The 22192-nt window shown below is 41.9% G+C and carries 24 protein-coding genes; 9 read left to right on the top strand and 15 right to left on the bottom strand.

Annotated elements, in window-relative coordinates:
• Window positions 1–2: 2 nt before the first annotated feature.
• The 8 genes from GO009_RS16580 to GO009_RS16545 form a co-directional block, all read right to left on the bottom strand.
• Complete coding sequence (locus GO009_RS16580; RefSeq protein ID WP_108246237.1) at window positions 3–815, bottom strand: enoyl-ACP reductase; 813 nt, start codon at window positions 813–815, stop codon at window positions 3–5.
• Between the two features lie 73 nt (window positions 816–888).
• A complete protein-coding gene (gene recN, locus GO009_RS16575; RefSeq protein WP_163627837.1) occupies window positions 889–2541 on the bottom strand; it encodes a DNA repair protein RecN in 1653 nt (550 codons plus the stop codon).
• A 46-nt stretch (window positions 2542–2587) separates the two neighbouring features.
• Window positions 2588–3478: a DUF4835 family protein gene (locus GO009_RS16570; RefSeq protein WP_163627836.1), complete on the bottom strand. Its 891-nt coding sequence runs from the start codon at window positions 3476–3478 to the stop codon at window positions 2588–2590.
• Window positions 3471–4676 (bottom strand): bifunctional phosphopantothenoylcysteine decarboxylase/phosphopantothenate--cysteine ligase CoaBC, encoded by a 1206-nt coding sequence (gene coaBC, locus GO009_RS16565; RefSeq protein WP_163627835.1) that lies wholly within the window; start codon window positions 4674–4676, stop codon window positions 3471–3473. Before coaBC ends, GO009_RS16570 begins: the two co-directional genes overlap by 8 nt.
• 3 nt (window positions 4677–4679) lie before the next feature.
• Window positions 4680–5006 carry a DNA-directed RNA polymerase subunit omega gene (locus GO009_RS16560; RefSeq protein WP_163627834.1) on the bottom strand — a complete coding sequence of 109 codons (327 nt, stop codon included), beginning with the start codon at window positions 5004–5006 and terminating at the stop codon, window positions 4680–4682.
• 24 nt (window positions 5007–5030) lie between these two features.
• On the bottom strand, window positions 5031–5855 hold the full coding sequence (locus GO009_RS16555; RefSeq protein ID WP_239057505.1) for an outer membrane protein assembly factor BamD: 825 nt from the start codon (window positions 5853–5855) through the stop codon (window positions 5031–5033).
• Between the two features lie 120 nt (window positions 5856–5975).
• The gene (gene dapA, locus GO009_RS16550) at window positions 5976–6866 is read right to left on the bottom strand and encodes a 4-hydroxy-tetrahydrodipicolinate synthase (RefSeq protein WP_163627832.1); all 891 of its coding nucleotides are present in this window, start codon (window positions 6864–6866) and stop codon (window positions 5976–5978) included.
• Window positions 6867–6870: 4 nt separating this feature from the next.
• Window positions 6871–7338: a hypothetical protein gene (locus tag GO009_RS16545; protein WP_306770406.1), complete on the bottom strand. Its 468-nt coding sequence runs from the start codon at window positions 7336–7338 to the stop codon at window positions 6871–6873.
• 181 nt (window positions 7339–7519) lie between these two features.
• On the opposite strand from GO009_RS16545, the gene GO009_RS16540 reads away from it, so the two are divergent.
• Window positions 7520–8233 carry a 5'-nucleotidase C-terminal domain-containing protein gene (locus tag GO009_RS16540; protein ID WP_239057504.1) on the top strand — a complete coding sequence of 238 codons (714 nt, stop codon included), beginning with the start codon at window positions 7520–7522 and terminating at the stop codon, window positions 8231–8233.
• Complete coding sequence (locus GO009_RS16535; protein ID WP_163627829.1) at window positions 8233–9144, top strand: metallophosphatase; 912 nt, start codon at window positions 8233–8235, stop codon at window positions 9142–9144. Before GO009_RS16540 ends, GO009_RS16535 begins: the two co-directional genes overlap by 1 nt.
• Before the next feature lie 400 nt (window positions 9145–9544).
• On the opposite strand, the gene GO009_RS16530 is transcribed toward GO009_RS16535, so the two are convergent.
• The 5 genes from GO009_RS16530 to GO009_RS16510 form a co-directional block, all read right to left on the bottom strand.
• Window positions 9545–9880, bottom strand: a complete 336-nt coding sequence (locus GO009_RS16530; protein WP_163627828.1) for a hypothetical protein — start codon at window positions 9878–9880, stop codon at window positions 9545–9547.
• A gap of 935 nt (window positions 9881–10815) precedes the next feature.
• Window positions 10816–11109, bottom strand: a complete 294-nt coding sequence (locus GO009_RS16525) for a hypothetical protein (RefSeq protein ID WP_163627827.1) — start codon at window positions 11107–11109, stop codon at window positions 10816–10818.
• Complete coding sequence (gene ligA, locus GO009_RS16520; RefSeq protein ID WP_163627826.1) at window positions 11106–13106, bottom strand: NAD-dependent DNA ligase LigA; 2001 nt, start codon at window positions 13104–13106, stop codon at window positions 11106–11108. Before ligA ends, GO009_RS16525 begins: the two co-directional genes overlap by 4 nt.
• Window positions 13103–14035: a peptide chain release factor N(5)-glutamine methyltransferase gene (prmC, locus tag GO009_RS16515; RefSeq protein WP_163627825.1), complete on the bottom strand. Its 933-nt coding sequence runs from the start codon at window positions 14033–14035 to the stop codon at window positions 13103–13105. The genes ligA and prmC overlap by 4 nt, the downstream gene beginning before the upstream one ends.
• Window positions 14035–14520 carry a GNAT family N-acetyltransferase gene (locus GO009_RS16510; RefSeq protein ID WP_163627824.1) on the bottom strand — a complete coding sequence of 162 codons (486 nt, stop codon included), beginning with the start codon at window positions 14518–14520 and terminating at the stop codon, window positions 14035–14037. Before GO009_RS16510 ends, prmC begins: the two co-directional genes overlap by 1 nt.
• A gap of 30 nt (window positions 14521–14550) precedes the next feature.
• Here GO009_RS16510 and ribD point away from each other — a divergent pair, with 30 nt between their 5' ends.
• From ribD to GO009_RS16490, 4 genes are read left to right on the top strand one after another with little or no spacing between them, the layout of a single operon-like run.
• Complete coding sequence (ribD, locus tag GO009_RS16505) at window positions 14551–15603, top strand: bifunctional diaminohydroxyphosphoribosylaminopyrimidine deaminase/5-amino-6-(5-phosphoribosylamino)uracil reductase RibD (RefSeq protein ID WP_313790241.1); 1053 nt, start codon at window positions 14551–14553, stop codon at window positions 15601–15603.
• A complete protein-coding gene (locus GO009_RS16500) occupies window positions 15596–16198 on the top strand; it encodes an HAD family phosphatase (protein ID WP_163627822.1) in 603 nt (200 codons plus the stop codon). The genes ribD and GO009_RS16500 overlap by 8 nt, the downstream gene beginning before the upstream one ends.
• Window positions 16199–17062 carry a DMT family transporter gene (locus GO009_RS16495; protein ID WP_163627821.1) on the top strand — a complete coding sequence of 288 codons (864 nt, stop codon included), beginning with the start codon at window positions 16199–16201 and terminating at the stop codon, window positions 17060–17062.
• Window positions 17062–17676: a YigZ family protein gene (locus tag GO009_RS16490; protein WP_163627820.1), complete on the top strand. Its 615-nt coding sequence runs from the start codon at window positions 17062–17064 to the stop codon at window positions 17674–17676. The genes GO009_RS16495 and GO009_RS16490 overlap by 1 nt, the downstream gene beginning before the upstream one ends.
• 753 nt (window positions 17677–18429) lie before the next feature.
• Here the strand turns inward: GO009_RS16490 and GO009_RS16485 are convergent.
• Complete coding sequence (locus GO009_RS16485) at window positions 18430–18828, bottom strand: thioesterase family protein (protein WP_163627819.1); 399 nt, start codon at window positions 18826–18828, stop codon at window positions 18430–18432.
• A gap of 201 nt (window positions 18829–19029) precedes the next feature.
• Between GO009_RS16485 and dnaA the strand changes: the two genes are divergently transcribed.
• Genes dnaA through GO009_RS16470 form a run of 3 tightly spaced genes read left to right on the top strand, consistent with a single transcriptional unit; the run spans window position 19030 to window position 21657 of the window.
• Window positions 19030–20454 carry a chromosomal replication initiator protein DnaA gene (gene dnaA, locus GO009_RS16480; protein ID WP_163627818.1) on the top strand — a complete coding sequence of 475 codons (1425 nt, stop codon included), beginning with the start codon at window positions 19030–19032 and terminating at the stop codon, window positions 20452–20454.
• A gap of 17 nt (window positions 20455–20471) precedes the next feature.
• On the top strand, window positions 20472–20924 hold the full coding sequence (locus GO009_RS16475) for a low molecular weight protein-tyrosine-phosphatase (RefSeq protein WP_163627817.1): 453 nt from the start codon (window positions 20472–20474) through the stop codon (window positions 20922–20924).
• Between the two features lie 4 nt (window positions 20925–20928).
• Complete coding sequence (locus tag GO009_RS16470) at window positions 20929–21657, top strand: SAM-dependent methyltransferase (RefSeq protein WP_163627816.1); 729 nt, start codon at window positions 20929–20931, stop codon at window positions 21655–21657.
• A 230-nt stretch (window positions 21658–21887) separates the two neighbouring features.
• On the opposite strand, the gene GO009_RS16465 is transcribed toward GO009_RS16470, so the two are convergent.
• A partial coding sequence (locus GO009_RS16465) for a CPBP family intramembrane glutamic endopeptidase (protein ID WP_163627815.1) occupies window positions 21888–22192 on the bottom strand: 305 nt, incomplete at its 5' end.

Genomic DNA, 22192 nt, shown 5'->3' with positions numbered 1-22192 from the left:
GTTTATTTCGAAAACTCATCGATTACTTCTTGACTTACCCCTGTATTGGAGAACCCACCATCATGGAAAAGGTTCTGCATGGTCACTTTTTTGGTCAAATCTGAGAAAAGTGATACCGTATAGTTGGCACAATCATCAGCTGTCGCGTTGCCCAATGGCGACATTTTTTCCGCGTAGTTGATGAATCCATCAAACCCTTTTACACCCTGTCCGGCTGTGGTCGGGGTCGGAGATTGGGAAATTGTGTTCACTCTCACCTTGTGTTCTTTTCCAAAGAAATAACCAAAGCTTCTTGCCACGGACTCCAAATAAGCCTTGTTGTCCGCCATATCATTATAATCTGGGAATGTTCTCTGCGCAGCCATGTAGGTCAAAGCAACTATACTTCCCCATTGGTTCATCGCTTCAGCTTTATAAAGTGACTGCATAACTTTATGGAAAGATAATGCCGATACGTCCCAGCCTTTTTCCGTAAAGCTATAGTTTTCATCTGTGTAATGTCTTCCTTTTCTAACGTTTACGGACATTCCGATGGAATGGAGCACAAAATCCAGTTTTCCTCCCAAAATCTCCATGGATTTCTCCACCAGGTTTTTCAAGTCCTCCTCGTTAGTGGCATCTGCGGGAATAATTTCTGAATTGGTTTTTTCCGCCAGTTCATTGATTTGCCCCATTCGCATGGCGATAGGTGCGTTGGTCAGAACAAACTCGCCACCTTCTTCGTGAACGCGTTCAGCGGTTTTCCAAGCAATGGAGTTAGGGTCCAATGCGCCAAAAATGATTCCTTTTTTACCTTTTAAAAGATTGTATGCCATAGTTTATTGCTATTGTTGATTGTGTCACAAAGATATTTAAACTATTTGAAGTTTGGGAAGCAGCTTTGTGGTTTTATTGTAACAGCTCCCTGGCATGCGCCAAAGCGGATTCGGACAATGACTTGCCACCCAACATTTCGGCCAACTCCCTTACACGTTCATCCGTGCTTAGCTGTTTAATGTGAGTGCTCGTCCCTTCCATTCCCTCTTCCTTATAAACTTTGAACTGATACTTTCCTTTTGAGGCCACCTGTGGCAAATGTGTAATGGAGAACACCTGCATGGTACCGCTCATTTGCTGCATGATCTCGCCCATACGGTTGGATATTTCACCCGACACCCCGGTATCGATTTCATCGAACATCATGGTCGGCAGGTTTTCATACTCTGCCAAAATGGATTTTATAGTGAGCATAATCCGGGATAGTTCCCCTCCTGATGCCACTTTTTTAAGTTCTCCGTAATTGGAGCCTTTGTTTGCAGAAAACAAGAACACCAAATCATCTTTACCGTTGGTCTTGAGTAATTTAGATGGATTTACCTCTATCTTAAATGTCGCTGCCGACATTCCCAAAGATGATAGGTTGGCTTGAAGCCTTTCATTCAATTTGGGGATGACAGCCTTTCTGCCCTCACTTATTTTTTTGGCCCAAGCTTCTACCTTTTTGGTGATAGTGTCAACCTCTTGTTGTTTTTCTTTGATTTTGGATTCAATATTGGCAACCGCGTCTACTTTTTGTGCCAGTTCTTCCCTAATGACTATTAAATCCGTAACGGAATCCGTATGATGTTTTTTCTGAAGGTCGTATAGCTGCTGTAATTTTCCATTGACTACTTCCAAACGTTCAGGATCAGCCTCCACACCTTCCTGCATTTGTTCCAGTTCGGATGCAATATCATCGGTTTCAATCAAAACTGATTGAATCCTATCGTACAAAGATTTATAGTCAGCCCCGAAATCAGTCAAGCCCTGGAATGCGCGTTTTAAATCGGTAAGTCGGCCTACAATACCCAATTGCTCGTCATTCAACAACTGATGCCCGGCGGACAACTGCTCCATAATCTGTTCTACGTTGCTCAATTGCTCATACTCTTCTTCGAGTTCTTCCTGTATGCCCTCTTTGAGCTTGGCATCTTCCAGTTCCTTCAACAAAAAGCTATTGTAATCGTGTTCCTTATCGGCATCAGCTTGGAAATCTTCCAACTTTTGAAGTTCTCTGGAAGCTGTCCGCAACTTTTCAAGCTCATTGGTATATTCTGAAAGATTTTCTGAGTTATCGGCCAATGCATCCAACACTTTCATCTGAAAATCGTTGTCGGTGAGCTGCATGGTTTGGTGCTGCGAGTGCACATCCACCAATTGGTCGCCCAAGGCACGCATTACATCCAGCGTAACCGGGGAATCGTTTACAAATGCCCTTGATTTTCCACTTGGTAATATTTCTCTGCGAAGAATAGTAGTATCCTCATAATCCAGTTCATTTTCCTCAAAAAACGGCTTGAGCTGATATTTGGAAATATCGAACTCGGCTTCTATCACACATTTTTGTGCTGTGTTTTTTAAAGATGATAAATCGGCACGTTTTCCCAAAACCATGGAAAGTCCGCCCAATAGTATGGATTTTCCTGCTCCGGTTTCCCCTGTTATGGTGGTAAATCCGTTGGAAAAAGACACACTTACGTCATCAATGAGTGCATAATTTTGGATGGATAGATTTGCTAGCAATATTGAAGAATTTACCCGTAAAGATAAATTTCTTTGGAGAACTGCACTAGTAATTTATTTCATTCCATGTACTGGAATAAAATGGAGCCACTTTGTTTAAGGTTTCCTTGAGTTTTACAATGTCCACCTTGGGGCCGTCAGAGAAGATATTCTGGATTTCTTCGGACTTGGCATCGAAAAAGGTCTGAATCAGGAAGGCATTGGGTCTGCGACTAATGAGTGTTTCGAACAAACGAAGGCTTCCCGCAATGATTTGCTTGCCCGTACTATTGTTATCAGCCAGTATATCGAGTCCTTTCCTGTGGTAATTGTACATGGCAATCCTGTATTCCCTGAACGAGTTGCTCAATAGGTTGTCCACCAATTCAAAACGGCTTCGGTCTCCTGTGTCCTGACTCCATCCGCTGTAACTGGAACTTTGTGCTTGGGTCACGATATTTTGGGCCCGACGGTAAAAATCGTTGCCTCCTTCCAAAGAAAATGTATCGGCATCCAATCCCAAAATCATATAAACATAATATGAAATAACACCCACCAAATTGGAGTCGAAATTGTTTGGATTATAGACTAAAGGCTGAAACTCCTGATATTGAAAGTTAAACGAATTGTCCTTATAATTGAACACGGGGCTTTCGTATGTGGTATTGAATACGGGTCTTGTTGACTGAATTTGGATATTGGCCTCAAAACGGTCCGATTCGTATTGAGTTACTGTGATAAACATACGTGCATTGACCCGTTCATTTTCACGATAGGTCCTGTTCGTCCATTTGCTTTTGTTCACAAAATCGTTGAGGGAACGCTCCAAAGTCCTAAAAATCTGTTGATTGGTCTGCCCTACTTGGTCAGAGTTCACCGTGACCTGGCAATTCAATTCCTGTGCATATGTCCCGATGGCAGCAAATAAAAGAAAAACAGAAAAAAGTATGTTACGCATGGATTCTGGAGATGATTTCTTGCCAAATATCGGAAGCCACTTCGGGCTTCGTCTTCAAATCAAACGTTTTTATCCTTGAATTCTTATCTATAAAGGTGATTTTATTTGTGCTGCCCCCGAACCCAGCTCCGTCATCTTTAAGGGAATTGAGAACAATGCCGTCCAAATGTTTTCTTTTGAGCTTACCTTTGGCATTCTCCAGTTCATTTTGGGTTTCCAAGGCAAATCCGACCAAAAATTGATTCTTTTTGGCTTCTCCAAGCGACATAAGAATATCCGGAGTACGTTCCAGCTCAATCTTCATGTCGCCTTCCTGCTTCTTTACCTTTTCTGAAGCTATTATTTTAGGACGATAATCTGCTACCGCAGCAGCACATATGGCGATATCGATCTCCACGTAATTTTCATGGCAGGCTTCGTACATTTCCTGTGCGGACGTCACTCGAATGAGTTGAATATTATGATGTTCGATATTCAAATGTGTGGGACCTGAAACCAAAATCACGTTTGCACCCAAATCAGCAGCTCTCTTGGCCAGTTCAAACCCCATGGTGCCCGTGGAACGGTTTCCCAAAAAACGAACGGGGTCAATGGCCTCATGGGTTGGCCCTGCGGTAATGAGCACTTTTTTTCCGGAAAGGAGCAGTCCCTTTTTCAATTCTTCTTGAATGAAGGCTACGATGTTCTCAGGCTCTGCCATACGTCCCTCACCATGCAATCCACTTGCCAGTTCTCCCGATTCAGCAGGAATCATGGTATTACCAAAAGATTCAAGTTTATCCAGAGAGTTCTTGGTGGATGGGTGCTTGTACATATCCAAATCCATGGCCGGCGCAAAATAAACGGGACATTTTGCGGATAGATAAGTGGCCAAAAGCAAATTGTCGCAGGTTCCGTTGGCCATTTTGGATAACGTGTTGGCCGTGGCTGGCGCAATCAACATTATATCCGCCCAAAGACCGAGTTCCACGTGGTTGTTCCAAGAGAGACTTCCATCCTCTTCGTTCACAAAATCCATCAAAACTGGGTTCTTGGAAAGTGTGGACAATGTAAGGGGCGAAACAAAAGAGCTGGCGCTCTGGGTCATTACAATTTTGACCTGGGCACCAGCTTTAATCAGTAAACGAACAAGAAATGTAGTCTTGTACGCGGCAATTCCCCCGGAAATTCCTAAAAGGATATTTTTACCGCCAAGCATTTCTTAAGCGTCTTTCGCTGTATTCCTGTAGTAAATTTTATCTTCCAACCACTCTTGTACTGCCAAAGCGTGTGGTTTTGGCAACTTTTCGTAAAACTTGGAAACTTCGATTTGTTCTTTGTTCTCGAATACTTCTTCCAAGCTGTCGCTGTATGTGGCGAATTCTTCAAGCTTTTCCAACAATTCCTTTTTTATTTCTGAATTGATTTGGATCGCTCTTTTGGCCGTAATGGAAATGGCTTCGTAAATGTTTTCGGTTTTTTCGTCAAACTCGTTTCGGTTGAGTGTTACTGTGGAAACCGGGGCCTTGGTGTTTTTCAAATCTTGCATATGCAGTGGTTTAAAAACTAATTTTTATTTGGATACGGAAGTCGTGTTATATACGCTCAATTCCTGTTGAATCGTTTCGGCAAGTTCATCAGCTTCTTTTTTGAATTTCGATTCTGGAAAATAGCGTATTAAATTATTATAGGAGTCAAGAGCATCTTCCAATCGCTCTTTCTTCTTGTCCATTGTACTGTTCAAAGCCAGCTCTGTAGCTGCTTCAATTCGGTAATAAAGGGCTTCTTCCCTATAAACCGAACCTGGGTTGTCTGTTATAAAATTATCGAACGCAGTTATGGCTGAAATCAAAACAGGTAGGTTAAATTTTCCTAATTTGTTGAATTGTTTCGCTATTTCTATCTGCTTTTTCTCTTTTTTGGTGGTCAGCTCCTTGGCCATGGCATTGGCCTCTTCAAAAAATTCTGATTCGGAATAATTATTGATGAATGTTTGAAGCTTCAACAAGGCTTTATCCGTATCCGTCTGGTCCAAAGAATATCTTGGAGACAGCATGTAGTAACTTTTTGCTCCCAAAAAGCTCGCTTCTTGGATTTTATCACTTCGTGGATACGATTTTATAAAGCGCTCGAACTGATAGCCCGACAAATAATAATCACCGTTTTTGAAATAACTGTCGGCAAAAAAGAACATTACCCGCTCTCCTTGGGGTTTACCTACATATTTGGGCGCAATTTGCTCAAACAAACGAACTGCTCTTTTATAATCACCTTCTTCGTACAGCTTTTCGGCCATATCATATTTGGCCTTCACATCGGTTTCCTTGAGTACCTTTTGGTATTCGCTACAGGATACGAGAAATGCTGCTGCACAACAAAAAAGGAGTATTGACCTCATATTCAAAAACATTTTGCAAAATTAGTGATATTGAATGGATATAAAAAAAGAATTTTTACCACTCAAATGTAACAGGTACAATGGCCAATACCCAATAATTTGGGCAACATTTAACGAATTTTAAACATGTGCCCTGTCCAGTGCCTTTAGCGAAGCACTTATTTTTTCTTTTAATACAGGGGTCGCTTCAACCAGTGGCAGCCTAACTGTTGCTTTTGAAATATCCTTGCTTTCAAAAATACTTTTGATCCCTGCCGGATTACCTTCCTCAAAAATAAGCGACATTAACGCCGAAAGTTTATGGTGTATTCCATAAGCCTCTTTTGCATTGTCCTCCAAACCTAGTTTGATCATATCCGAAAAAAGCGTAGGCAATCCCTGGCCCAAAACCGAGATAACTCCGGCCCCACCGGCCAAAACGGTCGGCAAGGCTGTGGCATCGTCACCGGAAATCACCAAAAAGCTTTCCGGTTTGTTTTTGATGATTTCACCAATCTGCACCAAATCCCCACATGCTTCTTTGATTCCCACGATATTGGAAAACTCATGGGCCAGCCTTAGGGTCGTTTCGGGCAACATATTGCTTCCTGTCCTAGAAGGCACATTATATAGTACAATTGGTATGGGCGATGCTTCGGCAATCACTTTAAAATGTTGGTATATGCCTTCTTGCGTGGGTTTATTGTAATAGGGCGATACAGAGAGAATGGCATCAAAATCGGATAAATCCAATGTTTTAAGCTCGTTTACCACCGCCATGGTGTTGTTGCCCCCCACACCAAGCACCAATGGAAGCCTGCCAGCATTGGTACGCACCACTACATCTACCACCAACTGTTTCTCCGCTTGTGAAAGGGTTGCGGATTCGGCCGTTGTTCCCAACACTACCAAATAATCCACACCACCTTGAATGTTATGCTCCACCACTCTTTCCAAGGCTTTCACATCCACCGATAAATCTTCTCTGAACGGAGTTACCAATGCTACTCCTGTTCCGATCAACTGTTCCATTTGCTCAAATTTCGTTTAAGACCTTTAAATACTTTTTCAACTCACTCTTGAACAATTTAAAATCATTCAAGGGTATGTTTAAGATCAAATCGTTGACCTTGGGGTCCTGAGCACCTAATCCAACCTTGAGCCGAGCGAGGGTTTTTACGGACAACAACTTCATCATTAAATTATCCTCCTCGTAATAATTGACCAACATATCGTATTCCCTGCCCAAAAACTCAAGAACGTAGCTATTCTCGATTTGGCCTTTCCAACCCAAGTCCTTATCGGAGAACATTTGGATGGAATAAGGTGAGTTTTTGTCATACTCCCGTTTATAGCCAATAATTTTTATAGCGTTGGGTCTTAACCCGAACTCATCAATAAGCTCATAAAAGGTCTCCGCTTGCTGGAAATTATCAACATCCACTATACAGCCAACGCTGGTTATTCCCTTCTCCCTGGTCACAGACTTTGAGGGTTTTTCCATTTCCCCCTGTAAATATTTAAGCCCGGATTTAACCTTAAATTTGTCTTGGAGTCCTTTCAAAAACATATTTTTGTTGATTTTTACAAAGGTAAATAATCTACCAAGACGACTTAACAAAGATACGCACGTGAACAATCTAAATTTTAAACAATTTGTTGTATTTATAACTTTTTGTTTTTTAATGTCCTGCAAAAATGATGCTGGAAACCTAACGGAAATACAGGGCAAACAAATCCAAATCGACGCTACCTACGCACAGACCGATTCCATGGAAGCGTTTGTGGAACCGTACAGAAAAAGAATAAACGAGGTACTGGACAGTACCTTGGCTTATGCCCCAAAACCGCTATTGCTGAACGATGGCGAACGTACCTCATCTATGGGGAACTTAATGGCGGACATTGTTTTTGAGCAGGCCTCCCCTATTTTCAAATCAAGAACCAACAACACCTTGGATTTTGTGGTATTGAACGCCGGTGGTGTACGCTCCATTATCTCCGAGGGCAATGTGAGCGCCAGAAACGCCTACGAAGTAATGCCTTTTGAAAATTATATTGAAGTGGTGGAACTCAGCGGTTCCGCTACACGCGAACTCATCAATTTTGTGGCAAAATCCTCTCGGAGACACCCCATTGCCGGAATCGAGATTGTTACGGACAAGAATGGCGCCCTGGAATCCGTGAACATTCAAGGGCAACCTTTTGATGAAAACCGAAACTACTACGTTGCATCATCCGATTATTTGATAAACGGAGGGCCAAGCGTTGGCTTTTTTGATCAAATTGTTTCGAGAACGGCAACGGATTACCTATTGCGCAATGCTCTTATAGATTACTTTAAAAAAGTGGACACCTTACAAGCGGTTGCAGACGACCGTATAAAACAAATGGATTAATGAAAAGAAGGGACTTTATTACCAATACAACCGCTGCATCCACTTTAATTGGATTGGGCGGGCTAAGTTTAAGCTCATGTTCCAATTTGGGTGAAAAACAGATTACCATTCTGCACACCAACGATGTGCACAGCCATATCGATACCTTCCCCGCTTCCCACTCCAGATACCCGAATTTGGGAGGAATTGCGCGCAGGGCCACTTTGGTGGAACAGATTCGCAACGAAAATCCGAACACCCTACTTTTTGATGCCGGGGATATTTTCCAGGGTACGCCCTATTTCAATTTTTATGGAGGTGAATTGGAGTTTAAACTGATGAGCAAACTCAAATACGATGCATCCACCATTGGCAACCACGATTTTGACAATGGCATAGATGGACTGTTGGCACAGATGCCCCATGCCACTTTTGAAATGATTTCCGCTAACTACGACTTTTCCAATACCGTGATGGATGGTTATGTAAAGCCTTATAAAATCTACATGGTTGATGGTGTAAAAATCGGTGTGTATGGTCTAGGTATTGAGTTGGATGGTTTAGTAACCCAAAAACTGTATAAAGAAACCAAATACTTGAACCCCTACGAAATTGCCTTGGATATGGAAAAGCAATTGAAAGAAGAAGAACAATGCGATTTGATAATCTGCCTTTCGCACTTGGGTTACGATTACAAAAATCCCGAAAGACCTTGTGATACCCGATTGGCGCAACAAACTTTCCATACCAACTTGATCATTGGCGGCCACACCCATACTTTTTTGGACAAACCCGATGTACGCACCAATCAAAACGGAAACTCTGTACTGGTCAACCAAGTGGGCTGCTACGGTATTAATTTAGGTAGAATAGATTTTTACTTTGATTCGGACAAAAATGCTTCTGCCGAAGGGGTTAGTATTACTGTTTGATACTCAATAATCAATAAGTTGGGTTTGGATTGATGGATGATTTGGGTTGAAGGTGAATAGACGGAAAATAGAACAAAGAGAAAAGAGGTAAGACTCAAGTTCAGAGTTAGGAGTTGCGAGGTTATTCGGTTATTGGTTACTGCAGACTGCCAACTGCAAGTTCAAGTATCAAGAACAGAAAATTCGTGATGATTTGTGGAATTGGTGTCAAAAGGGTAAAAGTTGAATGGCTACTCATTGTTTATTGGCTTGACACGAATTTCACTTATTGCTCGAATAAAGCATCAAGTTAAGAGCATAGAAAAGAGAGAAAAGAGGTAAGACTTTTGAAGTTTGGAGTTATTGGGTTATTCGGTTATTGGTTACTGCCAACTGTTTACTGCGAACTGCGAACTGCAAGTTAAAATTCAAGAACAGAAAATTCGTGATGATTCGTGGAATTGGTGTCAAAAGGGTTAAAGGTAAAGGGGGGAATGGACGGAAAATAGAACAAAGGGAAAAGAGCCAAGACCGCTGCGCTGTTGGACACAAGAACCAAGACTTCGTGCTTCGGACATCCGACTTCCGACTCCCAACAATTTTTCATTGTCATTTCGAACCGACCAGCGGGAGCGTGAGAAATCCGCCACCCTGAACTGGCCTGCCTGCCGGCATAGGCAGGTTTCAGGGTCTCACTCCTATGGGATTCCGAAACAAGTTCGGAATGACGGTTGGCTACAATTGACACGGATTTCACGAATGGCTCGAATTAAACTCAAATTCAAGTGTCAAGTTCAAGAGCAAAGAACCAAGACTTCGTGCTTCGTACATCGCGCTTCCAACTCCCAACGCCGAGCATCAGGCATCAAACAACCAATAAATCAGAAACTTGAAACCTATAACCAGAAACGGACTTCCGACTTTGATACGAATTTCTCGAATTACCCTAATTCAGTTCCATGTCATTTCGAACCGACCAGCGGGAGCGTGAGAAATCCGCCACCCTGGACTGGCCTGCCTGCCGGCATAGGCAGGTTTCAGGGTCTCACTCCTATGGGATTCCGAAACAAGTTCGGAATGACGTCTTGGTCAAGGGTAAAAAGGTTTTGACACGAATTTCACTAATTGCTCGAATCAAGGTTCAAGTTCAAAAACAACTGTCCCCTTGAGGGGACCTTAGGGGTGTTTCTTCAGGAACGGTTACGAATTAGTTAACCTTTACTATTTCGAACCGACCAGCGGGAGCGTGAGAAATCAATTTTATGGTGTGTTCCCAGCTTTCTTTAAAAAATGGATTCCTGCCTTCGCAGGAATGACAAACTCAAATAACAAGTGTCAAATTCCAAACTTCCGACAAGTTCAAGAGTAAAGAGAAGAGAGACAAGACACAAGAGACAAGACTCCGTGCATCGTGCTTCCAACTAAGTTATTGGGTTGTTCAGTTATTGGGTTACTGTAGACAGCCAACTGCATTTTCAAGTATCAAAAACAGAAAATTCGTGGTGATTCGTGGAATTAGTGTCAAAAAGGCAAAGGATTAAGGGTGAAGGGACGGAAAATGGAACAAGAAACCAAGACCGCTGCGCTGTTAGACACAAGAATGGGCTTCTGAAGTTTGGAGTTATTGGGTTGTTCAGTTGTCAGTTATTCAGTTACTGTCAACTGCTAACTGCCACTGCAAACTGTAAACAATCAAAGGTTGGCCTCGACCAATACTTTTAACTCTTCCTCCAAACTATACTCGGGAAAAGGCTTGCCCGCTTGGCGATACCAATAGCCTGCATTCCACTCATCGCCTTCTTTTCGATGAAGGTATGCGTGAATCCAACTGCCCATTTGGGAATGGAACTCTTGGGCGATATCGTGCGAAGCTTCCCAATCGTCTTTTGCATCAAACCAAAGGGATTTTAAGGGTTCTGACCACTCCTTCGGAGGCGTACTTTGTTTCAATGTAGCTTCAAATTCTTCATAGGTTTTGGGTTTCATGCTTCCAGTTTTTGCAAAAATTCCTGTTCCGATATTATGGGTACTCCCAAGGTTTCCGCCTTTGTTTTTTTACTTGGCCCCATTTTGTCCCCTGCCACCAAAAAACTTGTTTTTGAAGATATGGACGAAGACACCTTGCCACCATTGTCCTCTATCATCTTCTTTAAATCGTTTCTGCTGATAGATTCGAACACGCCGGACACCACAAAGGTCTGCCCTTTGAATTTATCCGTTTGATTTTCCAATTGCTCCTCGGACAATGAGAATTGCAATCCGTAGGATTTTAATCGTTCAATGATTTCGATGTTGGCAGGTTCCGAAAAAAAACTGATCACACTTTCGGCAATTCGCTCCCCTATCTCATCCACCTCAACCAGTTGTTCCTGCGAAGCTGCCATCAATGCATCAATATTTTTGAAGGCCTTTGCCAGTTTTTTGGCTACCGTTTCACCTACATATCGAATCCCCAGAGCAAAAAGCACCCGCTCAAATGGAATGGCTTTGGACGCTTGAACACCATTCACCAAGTTCTCGGCCGATTTGTCGGCCATACGTTCCAAAGGCAAAATTTGTTCCTTGGTCAGAATATAGAGATCCGCATAGTTAGCAATCAAGCCTTCATTAAAAAGCAATTCCACCGTTTCACTTCCCAAACCTTCAATATCCATGGCCTTTCGGGAGATAAAGTGCTGAATCCGACCCGTAATCTGTGGAGGACAACCTATATCGTTTGGGCAGAAATGCTGGGCCTCTCCTTCTTTACGAATCAATTCGGTGCCACATTCGGGACAATGGGCAATATACACGGTAGGTTTGGAATCAGCATCCCGTTTGGTAAAATCGACCTTAATAATTTTAGGTATGATTTCCCCTCCTTTTTCTACAAAAACAGTATCTCCTTCGCGGACATCAAGCTTTGCAATTTGATCGGCATTGTGCAAAGTAGCACGTTTTACCGTGGTTCCTGCCAACAAAACAGGTTCTAGATTGGCTACAGGGGTAATGGCACCCGTACGCCCCACTTGATAGGTTATTTTATTTAAAGTGGTGGTTGCCTGTTCCGCCTTGAACTTGTAGGCCATGGCCCAGCGTGGTGATTTGGCCGTATAGCCAAGCTCTTCTTGGTGCTGTATGCTATTTATTTTCACCACTACCCCGTCTGTTTCGTAAGGCAATTTGTGACGGTTTACTTCCCAATAATCGGCAAATTGCATCACTTCTGTTGTGGATTTGCAAAGTTTGGCTACTGTTGGCACTTTAAACCCCCATGATCTTGCTTTTTCCAAGACTTCAAACTGAGAGGTTACCCCAAGATTTTCACCTGCGATGCTGTACAAAAGACATTCCAACGGGCGTTGGGCCACTAAGGCACTATCCTGAAGTTTTAAACTCCCGGATGCGGTATTTCTAGGATTCATGTACGGGTCTTCACCTGCTTCAACACGTTCTGCATTCATTTTTGTGAAACCCTCGAGGGTTAGGATAATTTCCCCACGAATATCAAATTTTGGTGGATAGTCTCCTTTTAGTTGCAAAGGAACCGATTTAATCGTTTTGATGTTGTTGGTCACATCATCACCTTGAAAACCATCGCCCCGAGTGACGGCTTTCACCAATTTTCCGTCCTCATAAGTTAGACTGATGGAAGCCCCATCATATTTCAACTCGCAGGTAAATTCCACCTCTGCATCCCCGAGAATACGCAGAACCCGTTTCTCCCAATCCTCCAAATCTTCCTTGGAATACGAATTGTCCAAGGAATACATGCGATGTTCATGTGGAACGGTCTCAAAGTTTTTGGTAACCATTCCCCCTACTCGTATGGTGGGCGAAGTGGGATCGTAAAATTCTGGATGTTCCGCTTCCAATTTTTGAAGCTCTTTGAGTTTCATATCAAACTCATAATCAGAAATGGAAGGCTCATCGAGCACGTAGTATTTATAATTGTGTTCCCTTAGCTCATTGCGTAGGGAGGTTATTTTATCTTGGATGTTCATTTCTTAATTGCTTTTAGCATTCTATCGTTGCCAAAGATGTCTTTTCGCAGTTCAATTTCCGAAAAATTATGGGCTTTGAAAAGTGCTTCGGTTTCCTTGCCCAAATATTGGTTGATTTCGAAGTACAACCTTCCATTCTCCTTTAGATGCTTTTTCGAAAAGTCCATGATGGCTTTGTAAAAAAGCAATGGGTCTTCGTCAGATACAAAAAGGGCCGTGGCTGGTTCAAAATCCTTTACGTTTCTTTTGATTTTTTCCTTTTCCAACTCCCTGACATAGGGTGGATTGGATACGATGATGTCGAAATCAAGTTCAAGTACAAGTTCAGGGTCAAGGATGTCATGTTTTAAAAAAGTAATATCAACTTTGTTGGATTCCGCATTTTTTTTAGCAACAGTCAATGCGCCTTGCGAAACATCCAAGGCATATACTTTGGCATTGGTAAGATGTTTTGCCAAAGCAATGGCGATGCAACCGCTTCCTGTTCCGATGTCCAAAATTTGCAACGAACGGTCATTGAGCGGAGTCGAAATGACGCTTCGGCTCCCTGCCCGAGCGGCAGGCGGGCGCTCAGCGTCCGATTTAGACCGTTCCTCTTTCTGACAATCATCCAAAATCCATTGTACCAGTTCCTCGGTTTCTGGACGTGGAATCAACACATTTTCATCGACCCGTAGCTCCAAATCCATAAAATGGGCCGTCCCTAAAATATATTGAAGGGGTTTTTCCAGTTTCAATTTGGACAATGCTTCAAAAAGGGGCTGTTCTTCTTCCTTGGTCAAAGTAATTCCAGGCTGAATGGCCAGAATAAACCGTTCCAATTTTAGGTAATGTTCAATGCAAGCGTAAAAAAAAGAATCAACTTCTTCTTTGGGGTAGATGTCACCCAATTCCTTATGGAAAATATCTTTGATTTCTTTGAGGAGCATTACAGTTGTTTAAGCATCCAAACCGGGCAGGAATAATGTCCCGTGTTCCCCATTGGGGCATCTATGTATTCAAAACCATTTTTTTTATAGAGTTTTTGAGCGGCTTCCATGTAGGGCATGGTTTCCAGATAGCAGGCCTCAAAACCAAACTCCTTGGCTTTTTCCAAACAGGCTTCAATCATTTTGGCGCCAAGCCCTTTGCCCCTCGCCTCTTCTAAAAAGTACATTTTTTGAAGTTCACAGACATTCCCATCATAGTTGTCCAACTGCGCTACGCCGGCACAACCTATAATTCGTCCCTTGTGCTCCACCACAAAGTAAGCTGCCTTTGGCACATTGTAATTGGAATACATATCGTCCAAGGCCTTGTCCGCATAGGCGGTTCCCACTTTGGGCACCCCCATATCCTCGAAAACTTTTCGTATTACTTGGGCCACCTGTGCGTTGTCTTCGGGGGTTATTTCACGAATCACCGTATCTCCCATATTCTGTTTTTATTGTTCTATTTTTGCGAGGTGAATATACATCAAAAATACATCCTTAGATGCATAGAACTGGGCAAAAAAGGGTTGGGAACCACGGCTCCCAATCCAATGGTGGGCTGTGTGATCGTTCACAATAAAAAAATTATTGGTGAAGGATTTACCGACCCCTACGGAGGGCCGCACGCGGAAGTGAATGCCATCAACTCGGTCAAGGACAAGGGTTTGCTGAAGGAATCATTATTATATGTTACCTTGGAGCCTTGTTCACATTATGGAAAAACACCTCCTTGTGCAGATTTGATAGCCAAGCACCAACTCAAAGAAGTTTTTATCGGGCTGCAGGATCCCCACGATAAAGTGGCGGGCAAAGGCATCAAAAAATTGAAAGATGCGGGCTGCAAAGTCACCATAGGTGTTCTTGAGGATGAATGCCGTAAACACCATAAACGATTTTTGACATTTCAAGAGAAAAAAAGGCCTTACATTATCTTAAAATGGGCGGAGTCCGATGATGGTTTTTTGGCTCCCCAGCCATTTTTACGGAAAAATAATCCTGAACCGTTTTGGATTACCAACCCTTATTCGAAACAATTGGTGCATCAATGGCGCAGCCAGGAGCAGGCGATTCTTGTCGGCACCAAAACCGTTTTGGAAGACAATCCCAAATTGACCACGCGCAATTGGGCCGGTAAAAACCCTATTCGTGTGGTTTTGGACAAAGGTTTGAAGATTGATGCAAGCTATCACGTTTTGGACACATCCGTGCAGACCATAATTCTGACTGAGATTGAAGATGCATTAAAATATATTGAGGGTGTTGCGTATGTTGTGATTGATTTTTCAAAACCATTGGCCATACAAATTTGTGATGTGCTCCTCCAACACAACATTACCAGCGTGATTGTTGAGGGTGGGGCAAAAATGCTTCAAACCTTTATTGATGAAAACCTTTGGGACGAAGCTCGTGTTTTTAAAGGTTCCGTTTGTTTTGGAAATGGTTTGCCAGCTCCAAAATTACAGGGAACTTTACATCATCAAGAAAAGATATTGACCGACACCTTATCCTTTTACACCAATGATTAAAAATATTATTCTCGATTTTGGCGATGTGCTCATCAACCTGGATAAACCTGCCACGGCAAAGGCAATGGTGCAGCACGGGTTTACTGAAATTACGTCAGAACTGGAAAGTCTGTTTCAGGATTACGAGAAAGGGCTTATCGCTTCTTCGAATTTTTTAGATGAAGTTTCAACTCATTTTCCAAAAGCAAGTAAGGATTATTTAAAACAGGCTTGGAATTCCATTTTATTGGATTTTCCCGAACACCGGCTGGAGTTCATTGAACAACTTGCGGTAGAAAGCCAATATAAATTGATTTTGTTGAGCAACACCAACGACCTACATATTGAATGTGTAAAGGAGCAAATGGGCATAGAACGGTTCAATCGATTCAAAAATGCATTCGATTTATTCTATTTGAGCTATGAAATAGGGATGCGGAAACCGGATGCGGAAATTTTTGAGTTTGTGCTGCAGGAGAACAAGCTTGTGCCCAACGAAACTTTTTTTGTGGATGATGTAAAGGAAAATGCCAATGCTGCAGCGGAATTGGGGATTCAAGTCTGGAACCTTCGCGTGGGAGAAGAGGACATAACCCAACTAAAATCAAAATTGTAAATGATATATCTGATTCTGAGCGTTCTGAGCTCGACCTTGATTTTTGTGGTATTCAAATTGTACGATGTTTTTAAGGTCCAAACCTTGTATGCCATCATTACCAATTATGTGGTTGCTTGTGCGGTTGGGTTCTTCTTATATGATGGTCCCGTTGGTGTGAGCGACTTCACCAATAAACCATGGCTCATAGGCCCTATATTATTGGGCGTACTTTTTATTGTGATTTTCAATTTGATGGCCAAAACGGCACAGGTATCCGGAGTTTCGGTAGCATCGGTAGCCACTAAAATGTCGTTGGCCATTCCTGTGATAATGGGTGTTTTGCTGTATGGAGAGCATTTAAGTTTACTGCAAATTATTGGAATTGTATTGGCATTAGTGGCTGTTTATTTGGCATCTATAAAAGAGGAAAGTATTAGGATAAACAGAAAGGCCTTGATACTTCCGCTGTTGGTGTTTTTGGGTTCTGGTATTATTGACACCAGCATCCAATATTTTGAGGAAATTCATTTGACGGATCAAGAAATCCCGGTTTTTTCTTCCATGATTTTTGGATTTGCTGCTTTGACCGGATTCATTTTTGTTGGAATCAAAGCAGTCAAAACTCCATTAAAAGTCAACTTTAAAAATATTTTGGGGGGCATCGCTCTTGGCGTACCCAATTATTTTTCTATTTATTTTTTGCTTCGTGCCCTGCGTGAGGGTATTTTGAGCAGTGCCGCCATCTTTACCTTAAACAATGTTGCGATTGTAATGGTCTCCACGCTTGTCGGAATATTATTGTTTAAAGAGAAGCTCAGTCTTAAAAATTGGAGCGGGGTTGCCTTGGCCGTTTTGAGCATAATATTGGTAGCTTTGTTCTAATGGAGAAAAAAGAAGATGTTTACAAGACCGTTAACAAACCTTCGCCCGAGATTTTGTACAAAGACCGAAAAAGTAAATTCTATGCTGCGGTCCACCCCATTGCTTCGGAGGATGATGTAAAACCGATTGTAGAGGAACTTCGCAAAAAATACCATACGGCCAACCATGTTTGCTACGCATGGCAGCTCGGAACTGAAAAACCAACCTACAGGGCCAATGATGATGGCGAACCCAACAATTCGGCGGGTATGCCCATTTACGGACAAATACAATCTTTTGGTGTGACCAATGTGCTGGTTACCGTTACCAGGATTTTTGGCGGCACCAAACTTGGGGTCGGTGGTTTGATTCAGGCATACAAAACTGCTGCACAGATGGCCTTGGAAAGTGCCAAGATCGTCACAAAGACCATTAAAGCTCAATTAAGGTTACAATTTGAATATCCGGTTATGGATATTGTAATGCGAACCATCAAACAGAAAGATTTGGACATTGTTTCCCAAAAAATGGAGTTGGATTGTGAGCTTGTTATTTCGGTTCGATTAAGTGAATCAGAAGAAATATTTCAACTTTTCGACGAAATGCATGGTGTGGATGCGACAATGATAAGGTAATTTGTCTCTCAACTATATTTTCTGCCCTTATTATGGACATAAGACCGCTTCGCTGCTAGACACAAGAACATAGACCGCTTCGCTGTTAGACTTAAGGACACTTGAGTTTGAGCTTGATACTTGAGTTTGATGCACGGTGCTCGGTGTCGGAAGTCAGTTGGCAGTGGCAGTACTCAATAACCCAATAACTTAGTAAGGAGTCAGAAGCATGCCTGTTCGTGGCGCAATAACTCCTAACTCTGAACTTGACACTTGAGTTTGTCATTCCGTGCGAATACTGAGCTGAGCCAAATCGTCATTTCGAAATGAGATGCAGTGCATCGATTGAGAAATCCCTTTTGAAAGAGTAGTATCGAATAGATTTCTCACTCTCCCGCTGGTCGGTTCGAAATGACAATGAAACAATTGTTGGGAGTCGGAAGTCAGATGTCCGAAGCACGAAGTCTTGGTTCTTGTATCTATCAGCGTAGCGGTCTTGGTTCTTTGCCTTTTTGACACCAATTCCACGAATCATCACCAATTTTCTGTTCTTGAATTTTAACTTGCAGTTCGCAGTTCGCAGTAAACAGTAGGCAATCTGCAGTAACCAATAACCGAATAACTCCAAACTTCAGAAGTCTTACCTCTTTTCTATGCTCTTGAACTTGATATTTGAGCTTGAACTTGGACTTGAACTTGTCTCTAGCCTCTAGCCTCTAGCCTCTAGCCTCTAGCCTCTAGCCTCTAGCCTCTAGCCTCTAGCCTCGTAAAAAATCAATCATCCAGTTTTTCCAAAATATAATCAGGACATTTTACAGGCCTGCCCGTTTTTTTATCCATAAAAGCTAAAACGGTATTTGCGGTGGCCAATAGTTCTCCAGATTCATTTAACAAGTTATAATCAAATTCAATTTTGACCATAGGCCTGGATTTTAGTTTGGTCTGTACGGTAAGCAAATCATCATATAGCGCAGATTTTTTGTAGTCAATATGTAAGGAAATTACGGGTAACATTATACCATTATCCTCCATGCTCTTGTAAGTGATTCCCATGGCCCTCAACCACTCTACCCGACCCAATTCAAAATACTGCGCATAGTTACCGTGGTAAACAACCCCCATTTGGTCGGTTTCTGCATACCGAACCCGAAAAGAATATGAATTTAGACCCATTTTTAACTGAAAAATTATATATTTAGAGGCTTGCTTATTTTGAGGGTAACATGCGAAAAAAAAACAAAACTTTCAATGCCGATTTCATTTTTTTTTTAAAAGATTTGTTCACATATTTGTCGCATCCAATAAGCATCCTATAACCCTTTAGATGCTTGCTCTTAAATATTAAAGCTAACCATTAAACAAGGAAAAACTTCTATGAGTGTTACTGCTAATTCCGTATGGAACAATTGTTTGGTTTTTATCCAAGATAATATCCAACCGCAGGCATTCAAAACGTGGTTTGAGCCCATCAAACCTATTAAGTTAACCGATAAGGCACTTAGCATTCAAGTACCCAGTAAGTTTTTCTACGAATGGCTCGAAGAACATTATGTAAAGCTTTTAAAAGTTGCCTTGACGCGTGAGTTGGGGAGCAACGCAAAGCTCATCTATGTTATAAAAATGGAGAACAAGTACGGCAACAAGGAACCTTTTACGGAACAAATACCAAGTTCCAACCGTACTGCCGTGGGACCACAGGAATTGGATGTGCCGATTACTTCTAAAAGCCCCGAATTAAAAAATCCGTTTGTGATACCTGGTATTCGAAATATAAAAATTGAATCCCAGTTAAATCCCAATTACAATTTTGACAATTTCCTGGAAGGAGACTCCAACCGTTTGGCAAGATCGGCCGGTATGGCCGTGGCCAACAAACCCGGGGGAACATCATTTAACCCATTATTGGTTTTTGGTGGCGTTGGTTTGGGAAAAACCCACTTGGCACATGCCATTGGGGTGGAAATAAAAGATAAGTATCCTGAAAAGACCGTTCTCTATATTTCTGCTGAAAAATTTACCCAGCAATATATAGAGTCCGTAAAAAAGAATACCCGAAACGATTTCATCCACTTCTACCAATTGATAGATGTTCTTATTATTGATGATGTACAATTTCTATCCGGTAAATCTGGAACACAAGATGTGTTCTTCCATATATTCAATCACTTGCACCAAAATGGCAAGCAGGTAATTTTAACATCGGACAAAGCTCCTGTGGATATGCAGGACATTGAACAGCGTTTGTTGTCTCGTTTCAAATGGGGACTGTCAGCAGAATTGCAAAGTCCCGATTACGAAACGCGTGTTTCCATCTTAAAAAACAAATTATACCGAGACGGGGTCGAGATGCCGGAGGATATCATCGACCACGTAGCCAAGAACATCAAAACCAATATCCGTGAGCTGGAAGGTGCCATCATTTCATTGATTGCACAGTCTTCCTTCAACAAACGTGAGGTTACCTTGGAACTTGCGCAACAGGTAGTGGAGAAGTTCGTGAAAAATACCAAGCGCGAAGTGTCTATCGACTACATTCAAAAAGTGGTGTCCGATTACTTTGAAATGGATGTGGCCACACTTCAATCCAAAACAAGAAAGCGCCATATTGTACAAGCGAGGCAATTGGCCATGTTCTTTGCAAAAAAATTCACCAAGGCATCTTTGGCAAGCATTGGGTCTCAAATTGGAAAACGGGACCACGCTACCGTGCTCCATGCATGCAAAACAGTGGACAACCTTGCGGAAACCGATAAACAATTCAGAAAATACATTGAGGATTTGAGCAAAAAGTTCTCCTAATTTTTCACAACATATTTATGAAAACCAAAGTTTTGATGGTCTGCTTGGGAAACATATGCAGGTCACCTTTGGCCGAAGGTATTTTGCAATCTAAAGTTGACCCGGCTTCTGTTTTTGTTGATTCCGCTGGCACGGCCGGATACCATGTTGGCAATCCGCCCGACAAACGCTCCATTGCCGTGGCCAGAAAATATGGTTTAAACATTACACATCAACAGTGTAGAAAGTTTTCCAGACAAGATTTTTTGGAGTTTGACCATATCTACGTTATGGACCGAAGCAATTTTTCCGATGTGGCCAGCTTGGCAAAAAACAAAGAGGAGGCGAGCAAGGTAAAATTATTATTGAGCGAGATAGAATTGGGCATCCAAGAGGTGCCCGACCCTTATTATGGTGGCAACGATGGCTTTGAAAATGTGTGCCAAATGATAGATAAGGCTTGTGAGGTAATTGCGAAAAAATTAAATTAAACCCATGGAAGAGGAAAAACCTGGATTAGTCGTGGGCAAAGTTTACTTGATTCCCACAACTTTGGGAGATAATGCACCTTTGGAAGTGTTGCCTATTTCGGTAAAGGGAACCATTGAACGAATTGACCACTACATTGTTGAAAATGAAAAGACGGCCAGGCGATTCATAAAACGAGTAAGCCCCAGCAAATCGCAACCTGACCTCCACCTACAATTGTTGAACAAATACACCGATCCAGAAGAAATTCCCTCATTTTTGGATCCATGCATCCATGGTTTTGACATAGGTGTATTATCCGAAGCTGGATGCCCAGGTATTGCCGACCCCGGTGCCGATGTTGTTCGTGTGGCACACGAAAAAAGAATCCAGGTGGTTCCGTTGGTGGGCCCCTCCTCCATTTTAATGGCCATGATGAGCAGTGGTATGAACGGACAAAACTTTGCTTTTAATGGTTATTTGCCCATTGACAATGCAGAGCGCAAGAAGATGGTTAAAGGATTGGAGCGATTATCCCGCGATAAAGGGCAATCCCAAATATTTATGGAGACTCCCTACCGAAACAATAAATTGGTCAAAGAACTTATTAGAACACTACAAAAGACGACACGGCTGTGTATTGCATGCGACATTACGTTACCAACGGAATTTATTTCAACGAAAAGCGTACACGAATGGAGTGAAATTGAGTTAGATTTGGACAAAAGACCGACAATCTATATTATCCACGCATAAAAAAAGCCCTGAAATTCAGCTTTTTTATTCCTTTTCTTCCCCGGATTATCACTTCCCCAAGAAATAATCAGAAAAGCCAAAACCACTGTAATTAAAAATCCTGCTATGGTATAGTTTGAAAAGGTACTTTCCTTAAAAAAGTAAATCCCTATCACCAACGACATCACAGCAAGCGCTATCTTGGATTTTCTTCTTTTTTAATGTCTGAAAATATCTTTCATCAAAATATTTTAAGAATAAACAGTTATTAGTCTTAACCCAACAAAAATATTGATTATTGAATGAAAAACAACCGTAATAGTAGAAGTGCGATATATATTGGAAATAAAGGAAAAACTAAACGCAATAAAAATAATTTTTATGGGATTGTAGGCAATTATATGAGATATTGACCAAAGTACTGCGTTAATAATCCATGCATTTTTTCCATATCTCGCAACCTGTCTTTTAATCCAGTAACCTCTCCAAAAAAGTTCTTCAAAAACACCGCCAAATACGAGCCCCACTACAATTAGAGCCTTTATGGTATTGTTTG

Origin of the sequence: Allomuricauda sp. TY007 (assembly GCF_010468565.1) — a bacterium.
Lineage (GTDB): Bacteria > Bacteroidota > Bacteroidia > Flavobacteriales > Flavobacteriaceae > Flagellimonas.
Note: the sequence above shows the minus strand (reverse complement) of the source record. Positions and strands in the feature narration are given on the sequence as shown.

Bases quoted from the DNA above. Each gene is read 5' to 3' on its own strand.
- GO009_RS16580 (WP_108246237.1), bottom strand. From the start codon at position 815: ATGGCATACAATCTTTTAAAAGGTAAAAAAGGAATCATTTTTGGCGCA.
- GO009_RS16570 (WP_163627836.1), bottom strand. From the start codon at position 3,478: ATGCGTAACATACTTTTTTCTGTTTTTCTTTTATTTGCTGCCATCGGG.
- coaBC (WP_163627835.1), bottom strand. From the start codon at position 4,676: ATGCTTGGCGGTAAAAATATCCTTTTAGGAATTTCCGGGGGAATTGCC.
- GO009_RS16560 (WP_163627834.1), bottom strand. From the start codon at position 5,006: ATGCAAGATTTGAAAAACACCAAGGCCCCGGTTTCCACAGTAACACTC.
- GO009_RS16555 (WP_239057505.1), bottom strand. From the start codon at position 5,855: ATGAGGTCAATACTCCTTTTTTGTTGTGCAGCAGCATTTCTCGTATCC.
- dapA (WP_163627832.1), bottom strand. From the start codon at position 6,866: ATGGAACAGTTGATCGGAACAGGAGTAGCATTGGTAACTCCGTTCAGA.
- GO009_RS16545 (WP_306770406.1), bottom strand. From the start codon at position 7,338: ATGGAAAAACCCTCAAAGTCTGTGACCAGGGAGAAGGGAATAACCAGC.
- GO009_RS16540 (WP_239057504.1), top strand. From the start codon at position 7,520: ATGTCCTGCAAAAATGATGCTGGAAACCTAACGGAAATACAGGGCAAA.
- GO009_RS16535 (WP_163627829.1), top strand. From the start codon at position 8,233: ATGAAAAGAAGGGACTTTATTACCAATACAACCGCTGCATCCACTTTA.
- GO009_RS16525 (WP_163627827.1), bottom strand. From the start codon at position 11,109: ATGAAACCCAAAACCTATGAAGAATTTGAAGCTACATTGAAACAAAGT.
- ligA (WP_163627826.1), bottom strand. From the start codon at position 13,106: ATGAACATCCAAGATAAAATAACCTCCCTACGCAATGAGCTAAGGGAA.
- prmC (WP_163627825.1), bottom strand. From the start codon at position 14,035: ATGCTCCTCAAAGAAATCAAAGATATTTTCCATAAGGAATTGGGTGAC.
- GO009_RS16510 (WP_163627824.1), bottom strand. From the start codon at position 14,520: ATGGGAGATACGGTGATTCGTGAAATAACCCCCGAAGACAACGCACAG.
- GO009_RS16500 (WP_163627822.1), top strand. From the start codon at position 15,596: ATGATTAAAAATATTATTCTCGATTTTGGCGATGTGCTCATCAACCTG.
- GO009_RS16495 (WP_163627821.1), top strand. From the start codon at position 16,199: ATGATATATCTGATTCTGAGCGTTCTGAGCTCGACCTTGATTTTTGTG.
- GO009_RS16490 (WP_163627820.1), top strand. From the start codon at position 17,062: ATGGAGAAAAAAGAAGATGTTTACAAGACCGTTAACAAACCTTCGCCC.
- GO009_RS16485 (WP_163627819.1), bottom strand. From the start codon at position 18,828: ATGGGTCTAAATTCATATTCTTTTCGGGTTCGGTATGCAGAAACCGAC.
- dnaA (WP_163627818.1), top strand. From the start codon at position 19,030: ATGAGTGTTACTGCTAATTCCGTATGGAACAATTGTTTGGTTTTTATC.
- GO009_RS16475 (WP_163627817.1), top strand. From the start codon at position 20,472: ATGAAAACCAAAGTTTTGATGGTCTGCTTGGGAAACATATGCAGGTCA.
- GO009_RS16470 (WP_163627816.1), top strand. From the start codon at position 20,929: ATGGAAGAGGAAAAACCTGGATTAGTCGTGGGCAAAGTTTACTTGATT.